Source organism: Spirosoma areae (assembly GCF_054781775.1).
The window spans coordinates 341852-362185 of sequence record NZ_BAAGTT010000040.1; the positions used below are offsets into that span (position 1 = coordinate 341852).

The following is a 20334-nucleotide window of genomic DNA, read 5'->3' on the forward strand; positions in this document are numbered from 1 at the left end:
TATTACTTGGTATTAATATAAATACTTGAAATAGAAGTTTACTGAAGGTGTTCGCCACCATTAACCGGAATAACTGCGCCGTTAATCCAGGCCGCTTCGTCGGTACAAAGTAAATAAGCCACATTAGCCACGTCATCGGGTGTAGTTAGCCGGTTAAACGGGATTCGTTGCTGACTAATAGCCAGTAGTTCATCCGAGCCGGGAATCATCCGAAACGAATCGGTGTCGGTTACACCCGCCATGATGCAGTTGGCCCGAATGCCCAACGGCGCCAGTTCGAGCGCAATGCTTCGGGTGATGGCTTCCAATGCCGCCTTAGCTGCCGACACAGCCGCGTAGTTTCGCCAGGCTTTATGGCTGCCTTCGCTGGTGAAACTGATAATCCGCGCATCGTCGGCAAACAATCCGGCCACTTGAATAGCTTTGGTCCAGTCATACAGGCTGATAGCCATAGCATCGATGGTTAATCCAAAGTCATCGTGCTGGAGTTCCGGCTGGTTGGTGGCAACCATTGGTTTCAGGTTACCTTTGGCCAGGCTGTGAATCAGAACGCGAACCTTATCGGTTTGGCTAAACTGCTCCTGTAAATCTAACAAAACCGCCTGTCGTTTTTCGGCATTAATGGCGTCGATGTTGAAGCTTTTAAGCAAAACGCCTTCGTTTTCAATGCGTCTGAATTCCTGTTCCAGGTCGGGCATGTCTGCTTTCCGGCTGCGGTGGATGATGCAGATGTTCATGCCGTGCTGTGCCAGTTTCCTGGCTGTTGCCAGCCCTAAACCCTTGCTGCCCCCTAAAATAATAGCCCAGTAATTTTTGTTCATAAAAGAATTTACCATTTTAATAAAACCCGCTGGGCTGAGAATCCGGGACCAAAACTTAGCATAAGCCCGTAAGTACCTTTTTCGGGTTGTTTGTCCAGGAATCGCTCCAACACGTACAGCACCGTTACGCTGGACATATTGCCATACAGCCGCAGCACTTCTCGGGTATCGTCCAGGTTTTTGCCCAGTTTACCGAACAATTCCTGCACCACCTCCACAATTTTTCGTCCGCCCGGATGAAAAATTAAGTGCGAAATATCATCAATAGTTAGCTCATTTTTAGCTAAAAATGGATAAATAATCTGGGGGAAATGCGAAGCAATGGTTTCGGTAACGGCTTTGTCAAGAACCATTTGCAAGCCGGTATTGGTCAGATCGAAGCCCATCAGGTGAGTGGCTTCGTAAAAATGATACATGTCTTCCGCTACGACTTCGGGGCCTTCATCGGCCTCGTGCGAGGAAAGCAGCACACAAGCCGCACCATCACCAAAAATAGCCGCGCTGACGATATTGGCCATCGAAAAATCGTCTAACTGAAAGGTAGCCGTTGGCGATTCTACCGCAAGCAGGGCAGCGCGTTTTCCCGGATTCGCTTTTAAAAAGTTTTTAGCATAAATAATGCCCGCCACCCCAGCCGCACAACCCATTTCGGTCACCGGCAACCGAACTACGTCCTGCCGCATTTGCAGGCTATTAATCAGGTATGCATCCAGGGAAGGAATCATAATGCCGGTACAACTTACCGTAATCAGGTAATCAATATCGGTAATGGTCCAGTTCGCTTTTTCTACCGCTTTCGTTAATGCTATTTCACCTAACTTAATCGACTCACGAATGAAAATTTTGTTTTTTTCTTCAAAGGAAGTTTTGGTAAAAACTTCATCTGGCTCCAGAATTGAATAACGACGGTCGACGGCAGCATTTTCAAATATTTTCTTTACTTTTCGCTGAAAGCGCGTCTCCTGATCAACCAGCCAGGCATCCAGAAAAGGCAGAATGTCACTTGTATCCCGCCAGTTTTTTGGTAAAGCTTTGGCTACGGTTATAATTTTTACACTCATAGGTTTTTAACAATCCATTGGTAGCGAAAAGCCCACCGCCAGTTGATGCTGTATTTTTTAAGTCCTAATTGGTTGGCAAAGTTTTCTAAATCACGCTTTTTAAAGCCGCGAAGAATCGACGTCAGCCCATCTTCCCGCGACATTGGATTGAGTTGAAACACAAAACAAATGAGTTGAAAGAGCCGGTAGGCCACCGCACTACGATGCAGGTCATTGATAACTATGCCCCGTTTGGCTTTGTTAAGAAAGACGCGCATTAACTGCAGAATGTCGGCATCTGAAAAATGGTGGAGAGTCAGCGTACACAACACAATGTCATACTCAAGCGTAGCAAATTCATTGGCAAATACGTTCATGACCGCATACGAAATGTTACCATACGGCCCCGAAAGCGCCTTAGCATGGTTGATTGTATAGGCATTGGCATCAACGCCCAGAATCTGTACAGTCCAATTCTGTTTCCTGGCGAACGAAGCCACCGCCCGGCACATATCACCGTTGCCACAGCCTATGTCGACAATCGATACCGGTTTTTCTTTCGGGTGATTGGCCAGTAGCTGCTGTATACCGTCAAGCGTAATATTATTGCCGCCTAACAGTTGATTAATCCGGGCAATTTTATCCAGCGCATCACGCAACTCATCGCCTTCCAGCGAAAAATCATCCATTACTTCTTCCTTTGTTGTGCGCTGCGATGTCTGCAAGAACATTAGTTTTTTTTAACGATTAAACGCTTCGTTTATCAGAATTTGTAAAGCACTTTTTGTCAGTCCACCACCAACGGCCTTCCATGCGTCTGTTTAATTATTTCCCGTACTAACGCAGGCGTCCGGATTAATGTCTGCATCACCACCGGCATGAGGAGTGGGTGCTGAAAAATTGATTGTAACAGCCGACCGGCACCTAATCGCATTTTAAATTCCTGATTCCAGGCAAGGGTGTACTGTTTTTCGAGTTCATACCGGCTGGTTACCCGGCTCTCATAAACGGTCACAATCTGTTCGGAAATTAATTTAGCGCTATGAATTGCCATGGCCATCCCGTTTCCACAAAGCGGATGAATTAGCCCGGCCGTATCTCCGCACATGAAAATGTGGTTTTCCACGGGCATTTTTTTAGCAAAAGACACTTGGCTGATGGCTAATGGCTTGTCATAAAGCAAAGTGGCCCTGGCAAGAAAGCCATTCAAAAATGAATTCTTCCGCAACACATTGTCCTGAAACTGCTCAATCTGTTTATATCGTTTAAAGCTCTTATAATGAACCAGGTAACAAACATTGACAATGGCGTCTTCTACCGTCGACACGCCACAATAGCCCCCCTCAAACGTGTGCAGCGATACTAAATCGGCAGGATAGTCAGCCTGATAGTGCGCTTTCACAGCCAGCCAGGGGGACTCAGCAGTCAGAAATTTTCGCTGCAATCGCTTGTCAATGCCTGAGCGTTTGCCATACGCTCCGATAACAAATCTCGATGTATAGTTCTTTTGCCGGGTAGTACTGGTCGTAAAGAAATCATTCTCAAACGTACAATCCATTACCTCATCCTGCACCATAGTGACGCCTGCCTGCCGGGCTTTCTGGGCCAGAAATGAATCGAGGGTGTATCGGCTTACGCCAAAACCGCCTAAGGGTAACTGGCTTTCTATGGCGCTCCCTGAGACTGTACTTAGCAAAAACCGGTGAATTCGGCTCGGCTTTAGTTCGTCGATGGTAATTCCCAGATGCTCAAAATAAGGCAGTACCTCGTTTGAAATATATTCTCCGCATACTTTATGATGCGGATATGACTGTTTTTCGACAAGCAGCACCCGTAATTTATTCCGGGCTAAATGAATGCCCGCCGTCAGCCCCGCCAATCCTCCGCCAATAATAAGTATGTCGGCATCGTGCTGCATGGGTGAGTAAGTTTAGAAAGAGTTATAACACAGCGATACACGGAGAGAACAAGAGATACACCGAGAAACTATAGTAGTTCTGTGTACCTTTCATTCTCTCCGTGCATCGCTGTGTTACAACTCTTTCTACATAAGCAATGCGTGAGGGGATTTGTTCAGTCATAGTTGCACTCTTTGCGCCGAATGACTAATCTCGTCCGTTAATGATGGTCCATGAGCGAACCCCTGATTACCAACGATGCCATTATTCTGGGTATTCTGCTGGTTGTGTTAACCCTGATTTTCAACACTGCCCGGTCGGAGCGGCCTTTCTGGAACAAGTTATACACGTACGTTCCATCCTTGCTGTTGTGCTATATTTTTCCGGCAGCCATGAACAGCCTCGGTATCGTTTCGGGCGGGCAATCGGGTTTATATACCGTCTCGACAACCTACCTGCTGCCAGCGGCTCTGATTCTGCTCACCTCCACAGCCGACCTGCGGGCCATTCTGCGGCTGGGCAAAAAAGCCCTGATTACGTTTCTGGCGGGCACCGTTGGCATCATTATTGGCGCGCCCATTGCCTTTTGGATTGTGCTGTGGCTGCTGCCCGGTTTCCGCGAACAGGCGATTGCCAATGATTACTGGAAAGGATTGGTTACCATTTCGGGAAGTTGGATTGGCGGCAGCAGCAGCCAACTGGCTCTCAAAGAAATTTATGGATGCAGCGAAGCCTTATTTGCGATTATCTTAGTGGTCGACGCTGTGGTGGCGAACATCTGGACCGCCTGCCTGATTTACGGAGCTGCTCACCGCGACAAAATCGACGGCTGGCTAAAGGCCGACACCCGCTCCATTGAGGAGGTTAAACAACGCATTTTAGCGTATAAACAGGAACCCGACCGACCGGCTAACCTCCTCGATTTGAGTACGATACTGGCGCTCGGTTTCGGCGGTGGCGCAGTAGCACACGCGCTGGCCTATGGCATCTCAACAACGCTGCAACCCTATAAAGTAACGCTGGCGGCTTATGGTCTGGACCCGTTCACCTCCAATTTTCTCTGGGTCGTTATTTTATCCACATCGATCGGTATTGCCTTATCGTTCACCCGCTTGCGTAAACTCGAAAAACTCGGCACCACCGACCTGGCCACTCTGTTTGTTTATTTTCTGATTATGACTATTGGCCTGCGGCTCGACCTCGCCAACGTAGGCGGCAACGCAGGTTTGTTTCTGGTGGCGGTCATCTGGATGCTTATTCACGTAACGGCCATGCTGGTTACGGCCCGCCTTATTCACGCACCCTATTTTTTTGTCGCCGTTGGCAGTCAGGCCAACATTGGCGGAGTGTCAACGGCGCCAGCCGTGGCTTCTGTTTTTCATCCGGCCCTGGCCCCTGTTGGTGTATTACTGGCCGTACTTAGCCATGTGCTGGGCACCTATGGCGGGCTAATTACGGCCTGGCTCATGCAGTTGGTCATGTAGACGCTGTCTGACGGCACAACCACCCCAAAGCGTTGGCCCGGCCCCGCCTTTATCCTGACTAAACACATGAAAAAGATTTCACCGCTAAGCAATAGAATCTAACAAAGAATATAGGTCAATTAGTGTATTAGTTAAAATTTTATTCTTCATATAGTCTGTTTGGTAAACTATTAAATTTATACTTGTACTTACTTCTGCTTCGTCATACTCCTCTTGTACAATCTATGCTCAAAACTCCGGCAATCCGGCCTACCTAATTATTCTTTCGCAGCCCGGTGGAGGGTATCCAGGCCTTATGGAATACCCGCTTTCGGAAGAAATAAGTTTTACATTCAACGTTCCAGGCTTCAAGACGGAAATCTATCGGCAGGAACCTGGAAGGTGGAACGTGAAACACGAAACCTATATCAAAACTAACCTCAACTACTCTCTCAACAATGCGTTATTCTCCTTACTCACTTCTGATTCTGCTGATCGTCAGTCTGAGCACGGCCCTGGCTCAGCCAATTCCTTCGCCCAAAGAGCATTTTGGCTTTACCATTGGCGATGACTATCAACTCGCGACCTACACCCAAACGGAGGCTTATTTCCAGAAAGTAGCCGCAGCCTCCAACCGGGTCAAATTGGTCGACATCGGCCTGACTGAAGAAGGACGGCACCAGCTTATGCTCATCGTTTCGTCGCCGGAGAACCTCAAAAAGTTAGATCGCTATAAAGAGATTTCCCAAAAACTCGCCCGCGCCGAAGGCCTTACCGACGATCAGGCCCGCACCTTAGCCAACGAGGGCAAAGCCATCGTCTGGATTGATGGCGGGTTGCACGCCACCGAAACCGTCGGCACCATGCAATTGATCGAAACGGTTTGGCAGTTGGTGAGCCGCACCGACCCCGAAACGATGCGTATTTTGGATCAGGATATTCTGCTGCTCACCCACGCCAACCCCGACGGGCAGGAAATCGTGACCAACTGGTACATGCGCGAACCCAAAGCCGACAAACGGGTGCTGGACAACCTGCCCCGGCTGTATCAGAAATACATCGGCCACGACAACAACCGCGATTTCTTCATCATGAACATGAAGGAAACCCAGAATATTGGCCGTCAGTTGTTTGTCGAGTGGATTCCGCAGATTATGTACAACCACCACCAGCGCGGTCCGGCGGGATCGGTGCTGGCAGGGCCGCCCTATCGGGACCCGTTTAACTACGTGTTCGACCCGCTGATGGTGACCGGGATCGACGCCCTCGGCGCTGCCATGATCAACCGGTTGAACGCCGAAAACAAACCCGGCTTTACACGCTTGGGCGGGTCCGTTTTCTCGACCTGGTATAACGGTGGTTTACGAACCACGACCCACTTCCATAACATGATCGGGCTATTGACGGAAATTATAGGTGGGCCGACACCCGAAGATATTCCCTTGGTTCCCAGCCGACTGATTCCCAACGGCAATACACCCTTTCCGGTCACGCCACAGAAATGGTATTTCAGGCAGTCGATTGACTATTCGCTGTCGCTCAACTACGCCGTGATGGGTTATGCCGCCCGCTACCGCGACGAACTGCTGTTCAACATCTATCGGATGGGTAAAAACTCCATCGAGCGCGGCAGCAAGGACACCTGGGGTTTGTCGCCCAAACGAATCGACGCCATTACGCAGGCCTATCAGGCCGACCCGAAAAAACCAACGTCCACGTCGACCAGTGCCGCCCTGGCGCAATATGGTATGCTGGCCAGGGGCGGTGGCATGCCCATGAAGTACTACGACACGATCATGAAAGCGCCGGTTTTGCGCGATCCTCGCGGGTTTATCATCACGGCCAACCAGCCCGATTTTCCAACGGCGGTCAAGTTTGTCAACGCGCTGAGTAAAACTGGTATCCAAATTCAGCAGGCCACCGCCGACTTTACCGTAGCGGGCAAAAAATACCCGGCGGGGTCTTACGTCGTTAAAACGGATCAGGCATTCCGCCCGCACCTATTGGACATGTTCGAGCCGCAGGATCACCCCAACGATTTCCAGTATCCGGGAGGCCCGCCCGTTCGCCCCTATGATGCGGCTGGCTGGACGCTTGCCTACCTGATGAACGTTCAGTTCGACCGGATTCTGGATGGGTTCGACGGGCCGTTCAAAAAGCTGCCGTATGGCGAACTGCAATCGCCGGAGGGCCGAATTTCGGGCGGGACCACCGGTGGTTACCTGCTCAGTGCGAAGGCAAATAACTCCTTTATTGCCGTTAATGATTTGCTCGCGTCGGGTGTCGACGTATTTCGCCTGCCCAACGGAACGGGCGGCAAGTCGACGGTGGAGTCGGGTATATTCTTCGTTCCGGCCTCGGCTAAGGCAAAATCGCTATTAGAAAAATCAGCTAAAGACCTCGGTTTAGACATACTGGGCGTTGGCAAAAAACCAACAGCTTCGCTGATTAAAGTCTCGCCCATGCGAATCGCCTTGTGGGATACCTACGGCGGGTCGATGCCATCGGGCTGGATACGCTGGATTATGGAGCAGTATCATTTTCCAATGAAAGTTATTTATCCGGGCGACGTCGATGCGGGTGAGCTACGCAAGAAGTTCGATGTCATCGTGTTCGTGACACGGGCCATTCCACCGCTTCGTGGTCAGGACGTTGATGGTTTCAGCGCCCTCGAACGCGAACCGAAAGAAGAAACTACCCCCGCCGAATACCGCCCACGTTTAGGCAAGATTACCGCCGACAAGTCGGTTCCGCAGCTAAAAACATTCTTAGAAGCGGGTGGAACCGTCGTAACGATTGGCAGCAGCACTAATCTGGCGTATCACCTGAAATTGCCCGTCAAGAGCGCCCTCACCGAAATGACGACGGCTGGGCTGGAAAAACCGCTGCCAGGCGAGAAATTTTACATTCCCGGCAGTGTGCTGCGGGTGACGCTGGATTCGACCCAACAGGCTACCTGGGGCCTGAATAGCCAGACGGACGTTTATTTCGATGCCAGCCCGGTATTCAAACTCGCGCCCGAAGCCATTGCCAAAGGCACCGTAGTGCCACTTGCCTGGTTTGATACGGCCAGGCCGCTACGTTCTGGCTGGGCCTGGGGGCAGTCGTATTTGCAGGATGGCGTAGCCGCGTTTATGGCGCCGGTTGGGTCGGGCAAATTTTATGCCTTCGGGCCGGAAATCACGTTCCGGGCGCAGGCGCAGGGAACGTTCAAATTCCTCTTTAACCAACTTTACAGCACTGGCAAAAGCGGTTCGCAGGGCAGCGAGATCGTCAGTGAGGAATAGAGTCAATACATACAGCCACATAGCGAATGCCATACCATCACGGTTATGGCATTCGCTGCTTTAATCTATTGAAACCGTTTACGATAAAGAAGCGTAAAGTTTGGACTGTTCGGAACAAATTAATATCCATTGGCGAAGAAGAGATGCCGCCCGGCACCAGCTACGAAGCACTCGTTAACAGGCTGATTGACCCCTCATTAATTTAATTCCACCCGACTATTTGGCCTATTTATTACAAAAAAAACGGCCGGCTGCAACAGACCAATTGTAAGCTGCGTATTCAGCTACAACAAACCAATACCATATAAATTATGAAAAATGTAGTTGTAGCGGGCTTAATCGCCCTCTTTGGTATAACTCTGTGGAGTTGTAACCAGAACCAAACTGTCTCACCCGACGCGGATGCAGCCAGTATTGCCGCCCGATTGTCGTCTGACACAACCGGCTTTTTCTGTCGCGACAGCCTGACGAAAATAGAGGTATCTGTTTTACCAGCCACCGTTACCAGCTACATCTCAACGAGTTATGCTGGCGCAACGATTAACTACGCAGCTAAGGATGACGCAGGTAATTTCCTGGTAGCTATTACGCAGAATGACCAGCGAAAAACGCTGCTGTTTAATGCCAATGGTACGTTTAATAAGGAATTGTCGCTGCGCGGGGGCGGAAAAGGCCACGGGCCAGGGAATGGGCATAAAGGGAGCGACCGGGACAGCCTGACGAAAGTAGCCGTTGCCAGCCTGCCAGCCGCCATTACGACCTATATCACCACGAATTTCACCAGTTCGACCATCACTGCGGCTGCTTTAGACGCTGCTCGTGGCTATTTAGTGATGATCATTCAGAACAGCCAGCGCCGAACCCTATTGTTCAATACCGACGGTACGTTCAGCCAGGAAATTGTCCGGGGGCTGGGAAAAGGCTATACCGTCGTTGCAGCCAGCGCTCTTCCGGCAGCAGTCACAACGTACATCACAACAAACTACGCCGGGGCTACTATCAGGGCGGCTGGCAAGAACAGCACCGGACAGTTTAAAGTCCTTGTGCAGCCTACTACCGGCAGAGCAGTCGAACTCGTGTTTGCCGCCGACGGTACGTTCGTGCAGGCCAGAAAAGGGCGGTAACTACACCGGTGTATACGAGAAGTTAATCATATACTCCGCCGACACGATCTATTGATTGTTTCGGCGGAGTATTTACGTTTACTGGTCTGAGTACGTTCATTACGCCCTGCCCCAGGCCGTTCCCGAAAACTATTACCTTAACCAGCTCGCTGGTGTTAACGAAACTGGCTTTGCGGGCCGCAGCAACCCGACCCGTCGGGGCGACAAGCCTGACGGTTTCTGATGAGCCAGGTTACCCCTTCATAAACCGCACTAACCCAACCTCAATCAGCAAAAATGCCAGCGCGGCCAGCAGAAAGTACTTCCAAAGGCTTTTCCCCAGATTTTCCTGTTCCAGCACCTGCACGAAGTCGCCATCCTGAATGCTGTCGAACACGTCCACGTTGGGTTGATTGGCAAAGGCCCGGCGCAACTCGTCAGCCGAATAAAAATCCATGGCCGACTCCTGATTACCGTGGTTGAACGCCAGCAGCCGTTCGGTTTTGCCCTGGCTGTTCTGTAGTGCATAATAACCCGATTCTACTTCCTGACCAACCGCCAGTTCGTTACTTTTGGGCATTTCGAGCAGAAGTTGACCACCCACGATGCGCTGCACCGGAATAATTTCTAATTTGTCGCGGGTCAGTTTATAAACCGACCGTTCCGAAGGCGCATTGACTGGAATTGTCACTACGTTTTCGTCAAACGAGAAAGCCGTTCGCTGTGACCGAACGCTCAGGGCTGCTATTTTGTACATGACAGGCACAAACAGGGCGTGTTCGGCCAGATTGCCATAGGCCGATGCCAGCGGACTGGCAAATACATACACGTTCCCCGCCGACTGCCGGAATGCTGTACCAGCGGTTACCGCGCCACCAACTTTCGACTGGGTCACTAACGGGCTGCCATCGCGTAAAGTCAATAACCGTTCGCCTGCGCTCCACCGCCAAACGGGGGCCGCCGTGGGCATATTCAGCGGTTCGGACTGATAACTCTGCTGGAACACATCGCGAAAGAACGGATTGCGCCGGTCGGGATCGGCAACGGGCAGCGTTGTTGGTGTAGTGCCTGGTGCGGTAGCTAAAACCTGAATCGAACCAATGCCCAGCGTTCGTAAAAACGGCTCATAGGAGGCAGCGTTGGGCGTCGATGGTGGAATAACGGCTAAGCTCCCCCCCTGCCGCACAAAGCGTTCAAGTTCGGTTCGCAGGCTGCCACTCACGTCGGCAACGCCCTCAAGCACCACCAAATCGGTTTCTTTCAACTGACCAACATCAAAGTTCCGGGCATTAAAACTCCGTTTAACAAACAAACTATCGTCAGAATAAACCGTACTGACATAGTCGGCTGTTCGGTCTGAAGGCCCGGCTTTCTGTTCGTAGAGGTGAAGCACCCGCACGGCCGGAGAGGCTTCAATAACAAAGAAATACTGGTTGTCGAAGGTAATTGGCAAATCCTCAAACACAATCCGGCCCCGGTGGTAGCCTTTCGAGGTGACATTAAAATTGAGCGACACCGTTGCCGAACCACCCGGCGGTAGTGTAGCCGAAGCCGTTGACGTTTGCGTATCGTCTAAATAAAGCCGTACCGGAAGATTTTTCACATTCTCCTGGCCCGCGTTAATAAGTTTGACGTTCAGGCTATTATTCTGCATTTCACGAATGAACGGGGTGCTGAGCCAGACCGAATCCACATACACGTTTTTAGTCGCCTGGGCATCTAAAGGCACAATAAAGAGTCGGTCGGTGGTGTCGATGTGAAGCCGCGACAAATCGCCGACGGTGCTTTTCTGAAAATCGGAAAACCAGAACAACTGATTTCTCCCCCCCGGATTGAGGGAACTGAGCAGATTCCGCTGCCGACGATACACGGCTTCGAGGGTGCGGGGCGTATGGGCGAAGCGTATGGACGTAACCCGGTCACGAACCGACTCGGCAGTACCGGCCTGCTGCTCTGCCGCCGAAAAATCATTGGTCAGTAACTGGAGCGAGGTCGCGTTGCGGAACAGCGTGAGCAGTTCATCTAATTTACTGGTGGCTATGTCTAAGTACCGTTTTGTATTTCGCTCGTTCTGCATACTGAACGAGTTATCGACGTAGAGGCTCGTAACGCCCTGCCGCGACAGGCCCAGTTTATTCCTGCTCGGAATGAATGGCTGCGCGAAGGCCAGCACTAAACACGCCAGGAACAAGCATCGGCACGCCAGAATAAGCCAGTGTTTTAGCCGCCGAAACGATTTGGTTTCCGTCTGAACGGCCCGAAGCAGGGCTACATTCGTAAAGAAGACCCGCCGGGTTCGCCGGAAGTTAAACAGGTGAATAGCAATGGGTACCGATACGGCCATCAGGCCAAACAGGAACGTGGGATATAGGAAATTCATTCAGGCAAAATAAGGAAGACTCAGGAGTTATCGGATACCGTAATGATGCAGGCTATTGTCAGATGTTGCAGCGCCTGACCCGGCTTGACCACATCTTTCTGTTTCCAGTCATGTACATACTAAACGCCCCGGCACGGGTCTTTGGTTTCTGCAAGCCCAAGTTAATCAGGGATTGTGATTTCATAAAACGCAGTTTTGGTCTGCAACACATCCGTATACGTAATCGAACTGGTTTTATTACCAACTGTCGTGAATGTGTCAATCGGGGTATGGCCCACCACCTGATGAAAACCCAGCAGATAATCAGCTTTGGTTTCAGAGCGGTCGGCCCAGACCGGCCCGCTGAATGCATCGTAGCCACCCCGCTGTGGGCTAACCTCAAACAGCAGATTCCGAACGCGCAGAGGTTGCCGGTGAAGGTCGTTCAATAATCCGGCCAAATCGTAATCGGGCGTAAGGTCGGGCATATCATTCCCAGTTTTTGCCTGAACGTGTGCCAGCCATTTAGTGGTGACGCCCGCGTGCGTGAAGAGGTAATTTTCCTGTTGATAAGCCACCTGAAATAAGGCATCATACTTCGCGAACAAATTGCTCAAATCCGGTTGTGCCCATTCCCGAAATCCTGAACAGCGGTAGTGAGGGAAGTGCAGGTATTGTCCGTCGTGATTGCCGATAAGCAGAACAAACTTGTTTGGCTTCCGACGCTTTATCTGAATAATTTCCTTCAGATTATTATAAATCGTCTCATCGGATTCAACGTAACTGTCAGTATAATCGCCGAGGAAAATAACCCGGTCGTAGGCATTAAAATCAGGTTCCTTCCAAACAGTTCGTCCATGCAAATCACTAATGGCAAGGAGTTTCATAAGGGACTTTTCTAACCCATAAGGTACAAAAAATGCCCCAACCGGGCAAGCCAGTTGGGGCAAATCTCCGGACCAGGATTTTTACAGTGTCCGTTTTACTTCTTTCAATTCGAAGCTTTCAATTACATCACCCACCTCGATGTCGTTGAAGTTTTTAATGCTCAGACCACACTCGTAGCCAAACTTCACTTCGCTCACATCGTCCTTAAAGCGTTTCAGCGCACTAATCTCGCCGGTGTGAATGACGATAAAGTCGCGGATGATACGGATTTTGTTGTTGCGTTTGATGGTACCATCGGTTACGTAACAACCGGCAACCGTACCGATTTTGGTAATCCTGAAAACGTCACGCACTTCGATATTGCCCACAATCACTTCTTCGACGGTTGGGGCCAGCAAGCCCTCCATAGCGTCTTTGATCTCGTTGATGGCATCGTAGATAATTGAATAGAACCGGAGTTCGATTTGCTCCTGATCGGCCAGTCTCCGCGCACTCGCCGAGGGCCGCACCTGGAAGCCCACCACAACAGCATCGGAAGCTGATGCCAGCAAGACGTCGGATTCCGAAATCTGCCCAACGGCTTTATGAATGATATTTACCTGAATTTCTTCCGTCGACAGTTGCAGCAACGAATCCGATAGGGCTTCGACCGAACCGTCCACATCACCTTTCACAATGACGTTTAGTTCCTTGAACGTACCGATGGCTTTCCGGCGACCGATTTCCTCCAGCGTAATGTGCTTGCGGGTACGCAGCGTTTGTTCGCGCAGGAGTTGCTCGCGTTTATTGGCAATCTCACGGGCCTCACGGTCCGTTTCCATCACGTTAAATTTATCGCCCGCCTGTGGTGCTCCCGGCAGACCTAAAATCTGAACAGGAGTCGAAGGGCCAGCTTCTTTAATACGCTCACCCCGGTCGTTGGTCATAGCCCGGATGCGGCCATAATGGGCGCCAACGAGCATGATATCGCCCTGGTGAAGGGTCCCGTTTTCAACCAGTACGGTCGAGACATAACCACGGCCTTTGTCGAGCGAAGCTTCAATAACCGTACCCAACGCCCGGCGTTCGGGATTGGCCTTCAGTTCGAGCAGTTCGGCTTCGAGCAGCACTTTTTCAAGCAGGTCGTCAACGCCCATACCCGACTTGGAGGAGATTTCCTGTGCCTGGTATTTACCACCCCATTCTTCAACGAGCATGTTCATAGCGGCCAGTTCTGTCCTGATTTTTTCAGCATCAGCACCGGCTTTGTCCACTTTCGAGAACGCAAATACAATGGGAACACCGGCAACCTGCGCGTGGTTAATAGCCTCACGGGTTTGTGGCATGATGCTATCATCGGCAGCAATCACAATAATTACGACGTCGGTTACTTTAGCACCCCGCGCCCGCATAGCCGTAAAGGCTTCGTGACCCGGCGTATCCAAAAACGTAATCATGCGGTCGTCGGTGGTTTTCACGCTGTAGGCACCAATGTGTTGCGTGATTCCACCCGCTTCGCCAGCCGCCACTTTTGCCCGACGAATGTAATCGAGCAACGAGGTTTTACCGTGATCGACGTGACCCATGATGGTGACAATTGGCGCCCGGGGCTGCAGTTCGTCGGGCTCGTCGGCTTCAACATCAATACCAGCTTCGGTTTCGTCTTCGGCTGATATGAATTGGACGTCATAGCCAAATTCATCGGCAATAACCGTAATGGCTTCGGCGTCTAACCGTTGGTTGATCGACACGAACATACCGAGGTTCAAACAAACCGAAATAACCTCGTTGATCGACACGTCCATCAGCGATGCCAAATCGTTGGCTGATACAAACTCGGTTACTTTCAGGATTTTGGCTTCCAGTTCCTCCTGCTCGGTCATCAGGCGACGGTCTTCCTCGCGCTGACTTCGGCGATCCCGCCGGCGGTCGGCACCCCGGTTGGGAGAATTGCCTTGCATCCGGGCGTTGGTTTGCTGAATAGCCTTCCGAACATCGGCCTGCGTAGGGGCTTCCCGACGGCCGCCACCGCCCCGGTTGGCATTATTTCCACCTGCAGTGCGACCACCTCCCGAACGGTTTCCACCGCTCCGGTTAGCGTTAGCACCAGCACCCGCCTGACCGCCCCGATTGGCAGTAGCATTGTTTCCGGCCTGATTCTGGCCAGTGCCGCCGGTAGCACCCGTGCGGTTGGCTGGCGTTGCGCTTCGGTCACCCTGTCCCTGGGGACGGTTACCGTCACGTGGGGCGCCATCACGCTGACCTCCCGCCTGGTTCCGATCACCTTGCGGCCGGTCACCCGGTGTGCGGTTAGCAGGGCTACGGTCGCCATCGCGTGGGGTACGATCAGGTCGGTTGTTGTTACCGTTCTGACCCGGTTGCTGACCACCCTGATTGGGCTGGGCCGTGCTGCCAACAGCGCCCTCGCGCCCACCACGAATGCGTTTACGTTTTTTCTTATCTGCATTACTGCCTCCGCCACCCTGACGCGGGTTGTTAACAGGCAGTTCAATTTTACCAAGAATTTTCAGTCCACCTAATTGATGGCTGCCAGCCGCCCGAATGGTTTCGGTCGGGACATCTTCATTATCAGCCGTTTCTGGCGTCACTGATTTAGCCTGTGGTTGTAGTTTTGGTTGATTTTCTGGCTTTAGCCGATTTTCAGTTCGATTGGCCGGTTTTTCCTGAACAGGAGCTATCGGGTCAGCAACTTCAGTACGGGCTACAGGCACCTCAACCTTAGCAGGGGGAGCCTGAGTAGGTTCTGTTGGCGCCACGGTCGGTTTGGGGGATTCTTTAGGTGGTGTAAGTGTATCCACCACGACCGGAACCGACTCAACTGGGGCGGCTTTCGCTTCAACAGGTGGCACAGGAGCAGGCTTTGCCACCTCTGCCACCGGCTGTGGAGCTGGTGGCGTAGGGGTATCTCCACCGCTTGCCGGAATGACAGGTGGTTTAGGTACCTCAACTGGTTTTACCTCCTGCACAGCCGGAGCTTTAGGCTGTGGGGCGGGTTGCGTAGCTGGCCGGGCGTTCAAGTCAATTTTACCCACTACGGTTAAGCCAGGCAAACCGGTCTGAGCCGTTTGTGGGGCTGGTTTCGGCTCAACAGGAGCCGCTTTGGCCAGGTCAGCCGGAGTTGGCTCTGATTTAGTTTCGACAGTTGGCCGTTTCGCATCATCACGACGCCAGGCGACAACATCCTCCTCCTGACGACGCGGTGGCTCGGCAACCGCAACCGATGGCTCGGCCCGGCGCGCTCCGCTCAGGAGTTCAGGGTTTTTATATTCCTTCGCTAACACCTCCAACTGCTCACTGCTGATTTTGGCGTTAGGGTTACTTTCGACCTTAAATCCTTTGGCAGACAGACTCTTCAAGATAGTATCTTTTCCTACCTTGAGCTTGCTTGCCACTTCCATTAGGCGCATTGTCTTTTCTTCTGCCATACTACGGTTTATATTCGGCAAATTTGATGGTTGCTGGTATGGTATGAACACCACTTGCAGCAATAAAAATCCCTCATGCTATTAATCAATAATGAATAATGCAAAATGGATAATGTTTTCGGGCTGTGCATTATCCATAGTACAGTATTCCCTGTTGATTCCTTCTTAATCGAACTCCTGTTTTAGAATGTTCAGAATTTCCTCAACCGTATCTTCTTCGAGGTCAGTGCGCCGAACAAGTTCCTCTTTGTTTAAAGCTAATACGCTCTTCGCGGTGTCGAGACCTACTTTACGGAGTTCATCGATCATCCACTCGTCAATTTCGTCGGAGAACTCCATTAAATCAACGTCTTCGTCGTCTTCCTGCCCTTCGTTATCACGGAATACGTCGATTTCCATATCCACCAGGCGCCCGGCCAGTTTGATGTTCTGACCGCCTTTGCCAATGGCCAGCGAAACCTGATCGGGTTTCAGAAACACCGAGACGCGCTTCGTCTCGCGGTCGATCGTCATTGAACTGATTTTGGCCGGACTCAGGGCGCGGCTGATGAGCAGTTCAAGGTTTTCGGTATAATTAATAACGTCGATATTCTCATTGCCCAGTTCACGCACAATGCCGTGAATCCGGGAGCCTTTCATCCCTACGCAGGCCCCAACCGGGTCAATACGGTCGTCGTAGGATTCAACAGCTACTTTAGCCCGTTCGCCCGGTTCCCGAACAATCTTGCGAATCGAAATCAGACCATCGTAAATTTCAGGTACCTCAATTTCAAACAATCGTTCCAGAAAAACCGGCGAGGTGCGTGACAGAACAATTTTAGGCGTTCCATTCATCATTTCGACCCGGCTGATAACGGCCTTCACGGATTCGCCTTTGCGGTAACGGTCTTTCGAAATCTGCTCGGTGCGGGGCAGACTCAACTCGTTGTTTTCGCTGTCGACCAGAATGATTTCATGCTTCAGCAACTGGTACACTTCAGCGCCGATCAGGTCGCCAACCTGGTCTTTATATTTCTGATAAAGGAGTTCTTTCTCCATATCCTTTATCTTCTGGATAAGCGTTTGCCGGGCCGTTTGAACCACTCGCCGACCAAAATCTTCCAGTTTTACTTCTTCGGCAACCTGTTCGCCCACTTCAAAGTCGTCCTGAATTTTACGCGCTTCGGTGAGGGGAATTTTATCATAATCCCAAATATCCTCCGAATTGTCGTCAACGATTTCGCGGGTGCGCCACATTTCCAGATCGCCACTTTCGGCGTTGATAATTACGTCGAAGTTTTCGTCGGTGCCGTATTTTTTACGAATCATCGTGCGAAAAACTTCTTCTAAAATAGCGATCATGGTGGGCCGATCAATATTTTTCGACCGGGCAAAATCAGCAAACGATTCGATTAATAGTCCACTGGTCATGTTAGTGTTTAGTCAAAAGTCGATCGTCATTGGTCTATAATTGCCAACGATAATTCTTCATTGGCAACTCCTGACTGACGACTGACGACTTTATTTAAATGATACTTCCACATTCGCTTTCTTTATCTGCCCGAACCAAATCGGCGTGGGGCCGATGGGTGGTTCAGGGATAGATAAACCAGCTTCTTTTTTCTTTTTACTCTTCGACTTCTTTTCCGCTTCAATGACGACCACTATATGGTCGTCGGCAACCGACTCCAGTTTCCCGTTGAGGGTAGTTCCATCAGTGAGTGTGATAACCACTTGCCGACCAATATTACGAACATACTGGCGCGGAAACGTTAGCGGATAATCGACACCGGGGGATGAAACTTCCAGCGTAAACGGGGCTTCACCGAAAAAATTTACTTCATCCATCTCCGAACCAAGTTTCCGGCTAACGATGGCGCATTCCTCAATCGTAATTCCGGTATCGCTATCCAATAGCAACGTCACTTTAATTCGTCCTCCCTGTCGGCCAGCTACCTGGCAATCAACAACATAGAGTTGTTCATTGTTCAGATACGGCTGTAGTAGGTCAATGATTTTCGCTTTGTCGTCCATAAGGTAAGGCTAACAAAAAAGGGAGTACTACTCCCTTTTTTAATCAATGCCATATGGTTTTAGTGCCACAAAGGTAATGAGTTTCTGCGTGCATCGCAAGTCCCTGTTTTGGCTTCGTGTCGGACTTTCCGGTCATTATGCCTTATTTTTGGCCTCATAAGCGGGGTTCCCACCCTGCTCAACGACAACACTATGACGCTAAGGGTGCGAATTGGGCAGCTCATTGCCTTTTTTTTTCGGTCGTTGCTGTGGTCGCTCAATCTGCTGCTGGCTTTATATACATGGTTCGTTTACTGGCTGCTGTATAGTTTGCAAATCGAACACTGGACAGCGGGTATGCTCATGATTACGCTCCCGGTGGCCTGGCTGATGAACTTAGTGGTTGTTGGCTTATGGCTCACCACGCGCCCCTGGCGGAGCTGGCTTTCAGGTACGGTACTGGCTGTTGGCATTGCGCTGTTTGGCTCGCGGACGTTTGTGTGGCATAAGCCGGTTGACCTGACCCACAGGGGTGTGCCCCTGAAAGTATTTAGTTATAATGTGCAGTCATTTGGTCTGGAGGGCGCCTGGGAGCGCTATCAGAGCTCCCCCCGCGTTCGTCGGTTAGCGAATTATGCCCTGCGTTATGATGCCCCCATCAAATGCTTTCAGGAGTTTTATTCCTCCACAACGATACCCGACTACAATTTTGTCCGGCGATTCAGGCTGGCGGGTTATCGGCATTCGGTGCTGCTGCATCCCGAGCTGGCCCAGTCGGAAGATGGTACCATTGGCGCAGCCATCTTCTCGATTTACCCCATCCTCGAATCGGGGAGGGAGTTATTTGGGCACTCAAATGGGGTGGTTTGGGCGACCATAAAAGTAGGAAATGATACCATTCGGGTTATCAACGTTCACCTGCATTCGATGGGCATTCGGGTTGGCCGCGTACTGGATCAGGATGAGATGAAGGGGGTTAAGCACGAAACGCATGGGGTGCTAAGCGCGTTACGGACTGGGTTTATCAACCGTCGCAATCAGGTGTATAAGGTTGAGCAGTACATTCGGGAGAGTCCGTATCCGGTTATTGTAACCGGCGATCATAACGATACGCCCTATAGCGTAGTCTATGAACGAATGCGCCGAACATTACCCAATAGTTTTGAAGATGGTGGGCGGGGCTTCGGCTTCACCTATAACCGGTTGCCGGGATTTATCCGCATCGATCACCAGTTTCACGACCCAAAACTCGCCGTACTAAATTTCGAGACAATCAACTACATCAACTACTCCGACCACTACCCGATTGTGGGGACATATCTGGTGAAGTAGTGAGGAGTGATAATGGCTTTACAGCAAATCACCCGGCACGTTAAACAGGAAAACTACAACAAATTGTTATTTACTACAGACAATTAAGTAATCCATTTTAACTATAAAGTCAGGTGGGGATCAGCCTTCTTTTGGTAATATCAATGGATTAGAATGCCCGCATTTAACTAACAATCCTGTTATGGTTTCAAGGTATTATTATGCAAGTAATAAAGCGCTATCTGAAACCCAGAACCATTATGGTACAACAGAAGATGGCTTACGAGCAAATGCATTTCACCATGCCCCTTTGGAAAACATGAAGATTATGAAACTCTTTGGAAAAGCCGCCATTTTATTGTCAAGCCTTCTGGTTGGCTGCGACATTGCCGCTATAACTGGCGGCTACCATGATTTAGGTAGATTTAGCAGCAGGATCGCAGCACAAAACCATGCTATTGCTACTATTTTTAAAAAATATGGTTCGTTACCAAATAAGGGCTATTATAAAGTAACGTATGCAAACGCCAATTCACTACCTACCGAGCACCGGGAAAATGCCCTTTGGTACAACAAGAGTGACTCTACATTGGCGTTGGAAGTCGATGTGAACAGTGGGACTGTTTGTAACTGGCAACAGGTTAGTAGAGCCGTTCTGGAGCGGGCAACAAAATCCGTTGACGGCCTGAGCAAAATTGATTCACTGGCAAAACCCAACCAACCCTTTTCGCAGTGCTTTCGGTAAAA

15 protein-coding genes are annotated in these 20334 nt (G+C 50.6%); 6 read left to right on the top strand and 9 right to left on the bottom strand.

The genetic code is table 11. From position 1 onward, the window contains the following. Positions 1-38: 38 nt before the first annotated feature. From ACYVI1_RS24990 to ACYVI1_RS25005, 4 genes are read right to left on the bottom strand one after another with little or no spacing between them, the layout of a single operon-like run. Positions 39-821 carry an SDR family oxidoreductase gene (locus ACYVI1_RS24990; RefSeq protein ID WP_460913593.1) on the bottom strand — a complete coding sequence of 261 codons (783 nt, stop codon included), beginning with the start codon at positions 819-821 and terminating at the stop codon, positions 39-41. A gap of 8 nt (positions 822-829) precedes the next feature. Then, entirely contained in the window at positions 830-1882 is a 1053-nt protein-coding gene (locus ACYVI1_RS24995; RefSeq protein ID WP_460913595.1) for a type III polyketide synthase, read from the bottom strand. Further along, entirely contained in the window at positions 1879-2592 is a 714-nt protein-coding gene (locus tag ACYVI1_RS25000; protein WP_460913597.1) for a methyltransferase domain-containing protein, read from the bottom strand. The genes ACYVI1_RS24995 and ACYVI1_RS25000 overlap by 4 nt, the downstream gene beginning before the upstream one ends. A 56-nt stretch (positions 2593-2648) precedes the next feature. After that, positions 2649-3779, bottom strand: coding sequence for an NAD(P)/FAD-dependent oxidoreductase (locus tag ACYVI1_RS25005; RefSeq protein WP_460913598.1), 1131 nt, complete (start codon positions 3777-3779; stop codon positions 2649-2651). Between the two features lie 213 nt (positions 3780-3992). Here ACYVI1_RS25005 and ACYVI1_RS25010 point away from each other — a divergent pair, with 213 nt between their 5' ends. From ACYVI1_RS25010 to ACYVI1_RS25025, 4 genes are all read left to right on the top strand, one after another. Beyond that, a complete protein-coding gene (locus ACYVI1_RS25010; RefSeq protein WP_460913600.1) occupies positions 3993-5243 on the top strand; it encodes a DUF819 family protein in 1251 nt (416 codons plus the stop codon). 437 nt (positions 5244-5680) lie between these two features. Continuing rightward, positions 5681-8509 carry a M14 family metallopeptidase gene (locus ACYVI1_RS25015; protein ID WP_460913602.1) on the top strand — a complete coding sequence of 943 codons (2829 nt, stop codon included), beginning with the start codon at positions 5681-5683 and terminating at the stop codon, positions 8507-8509. Between the two features lie 26 nt (positions 8510-8535). After that, the gene (locus tag ACYVI1_RS25020; protein WP_460913603.1) at positions 8536-8715 is read left to right on the top strand and encodes a hypothetical protein; all 180 of its coding nucleotides are present in this window, start codon (positions 8536-8538) and stop codon (positions 8713-8715) included. 105 nt (positions 8716-8820) lie between these two features. Further along, entirely contained in the window at positions 8821-9633 is an 813-nt protein-coding gene (locus tag ACYVI1_RS25025; RefSeq protein ID WP_460913605.1) for a PepSY-like domain-containing protein, read from the top strand. A gap of 232 nt (positions 9634-9865) precedes the next feature. On the opposite strand, the gene ACYVI1_RS25030 is transcribed toward ACYVI1_RS25025, so the two are convergent. From ACYVI1_RS25030 to ACYVI1_RS25050, 5 genes are all read right to left on the bottom strand, one after another. Further along, positions 9866-11992, bottom strand: coding sequence for a BatA domain-containing protein (locus tag ACYVI1_RS25030; RefSeq protein WP_460913606.1), 2127 nt, complete (start codon positions 11990-11992; stop codon positions 9866-9868). Positions 11993-12153: 161 nt separating this feature from the next. Next, positions 12154-12858 (bottom strand): metallophosphoesterase, encoded by a 705-nt coding sequence (locus ACYVI1_RS25035; RefSeq protein ID WP_460913610.1) that lies wholly within the window; start codon positions 12856-12858, stop codon positions 12154-12156. A gap of 81 nt (positions 12859-12939) precedes the next feature. Continuing rightward, on the bottom strand, positions 12940-16284 hold the full coding sequence (gene infB / locus ACYVI1_RS25040) for a translation initiation factor IF-2 (protein ID WP_460913613.1): 3345 nt from the start codon (positions 16282-16284) through the stop codon (positions 12940-12942). Between the two features lie 165 nt (positions 16285-16449). Further along, positions 16450-17694, bottom strand: coding sequence for a transcription termination factor NusA (gene nusA / locus ACYVI1_RS25045; RefSeq protein ID WP_460913615.1), 1245 nt, complete (start codon positions 17692-17694; stop codon positions 16450-16452). 90 nt (positions 17695-17784) lie between these two features. Further along, on the bottom strand, positions 17785-18297 hold the full coding sequence (locus tag ACYVI1_RS25050; RefSeq protein ID WP_460913617.1) for a ribosome maturation factor RimP: 513 nt from the start codon (positions 18295-18297) through the stop codon (positions 17785-17787). 192 nt (positions 18298-18489) lie between these two features. Here ACYVI1_RS25050 and ACYVI1_RS25055 point away from each other — a divergent pair, with 192 nt between their 5' ends. Together ACYVI1_RS25055 and ACYVI1_RS25060 are read left to right on the top strand one after the other, a co-directional pair. Beyond that, positions 18490-19608 carry an endonuclease/exonuclease/phosphatase family protein gene (locus tag ACYVI1_RS25055; protein ID WP_460913618.1) on the top strand — a complete coding sequence of 373 codons (1119 nt, stop codon included), beginning with the start codon at positions 18490-18492 and terminating at the stop codon, positions 19606-19608. 181 nt (positions 19609-19789) lie between these two features. Beyond that, positions 19790-20332 carry a hypothetical protein gene (locus ACYVI1_RS25060; protein ID WP_460913620.1) on the top strand — a complete coding sequence of 181 codons (543 nt, stop codon included), beginning with the start codon at positions 19790-19792 and terminating at the stop codon, positions 20330-20332. Positions 20333-20334 lie beyond the last annotated feature (2 nt).

Bases quoted from the DNA above. Each gene is read 5' to 3' on its own strand.
- ACYVI1_RS25015 (WP_460913602.1), top strand. From the start codon at position 5,681: ATGCGTTATTCTCCTTACTCACTTCTGATTCTGCTGATCGTCAGTCTG.
- ACYVI1_RS25035 (WP_460913610.1), bottom strand. From the start codon at position 12,858: ATGAAACTCCTTGCCATTAGTGATTTGCATGGACGAACTGTTTGGAAG.
- ACYVI1_RS25025 (WP_460913605.1), top strand. From the start codon at position 8,821: ATGAAAAATGTAGTTGTAGCGGGCTTAATCGCCCTCTTTGGTATAACT.
- ACYVI1_RS24990 (WP_460913593.1), bottom strand. From the start codon at position 821: ATGAACAAAAATTACTGGGCTATTATTTTAGGGGGCAGCAAGGGTTTA.
- ACYVI1_RS25030 (WP_460913606.1), bottom strand. From the start codon at position 11,992: ATGAATTTCCTATATCCCACGTTCCTGTTTGGCCTGATGGCCGTATCG.
- ACYVI1_RS25010 (WP_460913600.1), top strand. From the start codon at position 3,993: ATGAGCGAACCCCTGATTACCAACGATGCCATTATTCTGGGTATTCTG.
- ACYVI1_RS25055 (WP_460913618.1), top strand. From the start codon at position 18,490: ATGACGCTAAGGGTGCGAATTGGGCAGCTCATTGCCTTTTTTTTTCGG.
- ACYVI1_RS25020 (WP_460913603.1), top strand. From the start codon at position 8,536: ATGCCATACCATCACGGTTATGGCATTCGCTGCTTTAATCTATTGAAA.
- ACYVI1_RS25060 (WP_460913620.1), top strand. From the start codon at position 19,790: ATGGTTTCAAGGTATTATTATGCAAGTAATAAAGCGCTATCTGAAACC.
- ACYVI1_RS25005 (WP_460913598.1), bottom strand. From the start codon at position 3,779: ATGCAGCACGATGCCGACATACTTATTATTGGCGGAGGATTGGCGGGG.
- ACYVI1_RS24995 (WP_460913595.1), bottom strand. From the start codon at position 1,882: ATGAGTGTAAAAATTATAACCGTAGCCAAAGCTTTACCAAAAAACTGG.
- infB (WP_460913613.1), bottom strand. From the start codon at position 16,284: ATGGCAGAAGAAAAGACAATGCGCCTAATGGAAGTGGCAAGCAAGCTC.
- nusA (WP_460913615.1), bottom strand. From the start codon at position 17,694: ATGACCAGTGGACTATTAATCGAATCGTTTGCTGATTTTGCCCGGTCG.
- ACYVI1_RS25050 (WP_460913617.1), bottom strand. From the start codon at position 18,297: ATGGACGACAAAGCGAAAATCATTGACCTACTACAGCCGTATCTGAAC.
- ACYVI1_RS25000 (WP_460913597.1), bottom strand. From the start codon at position 2,592: ATGTTCTTGCAGACATCGCAGCGCACAACAAAGGAAGAAGTAATGGAT.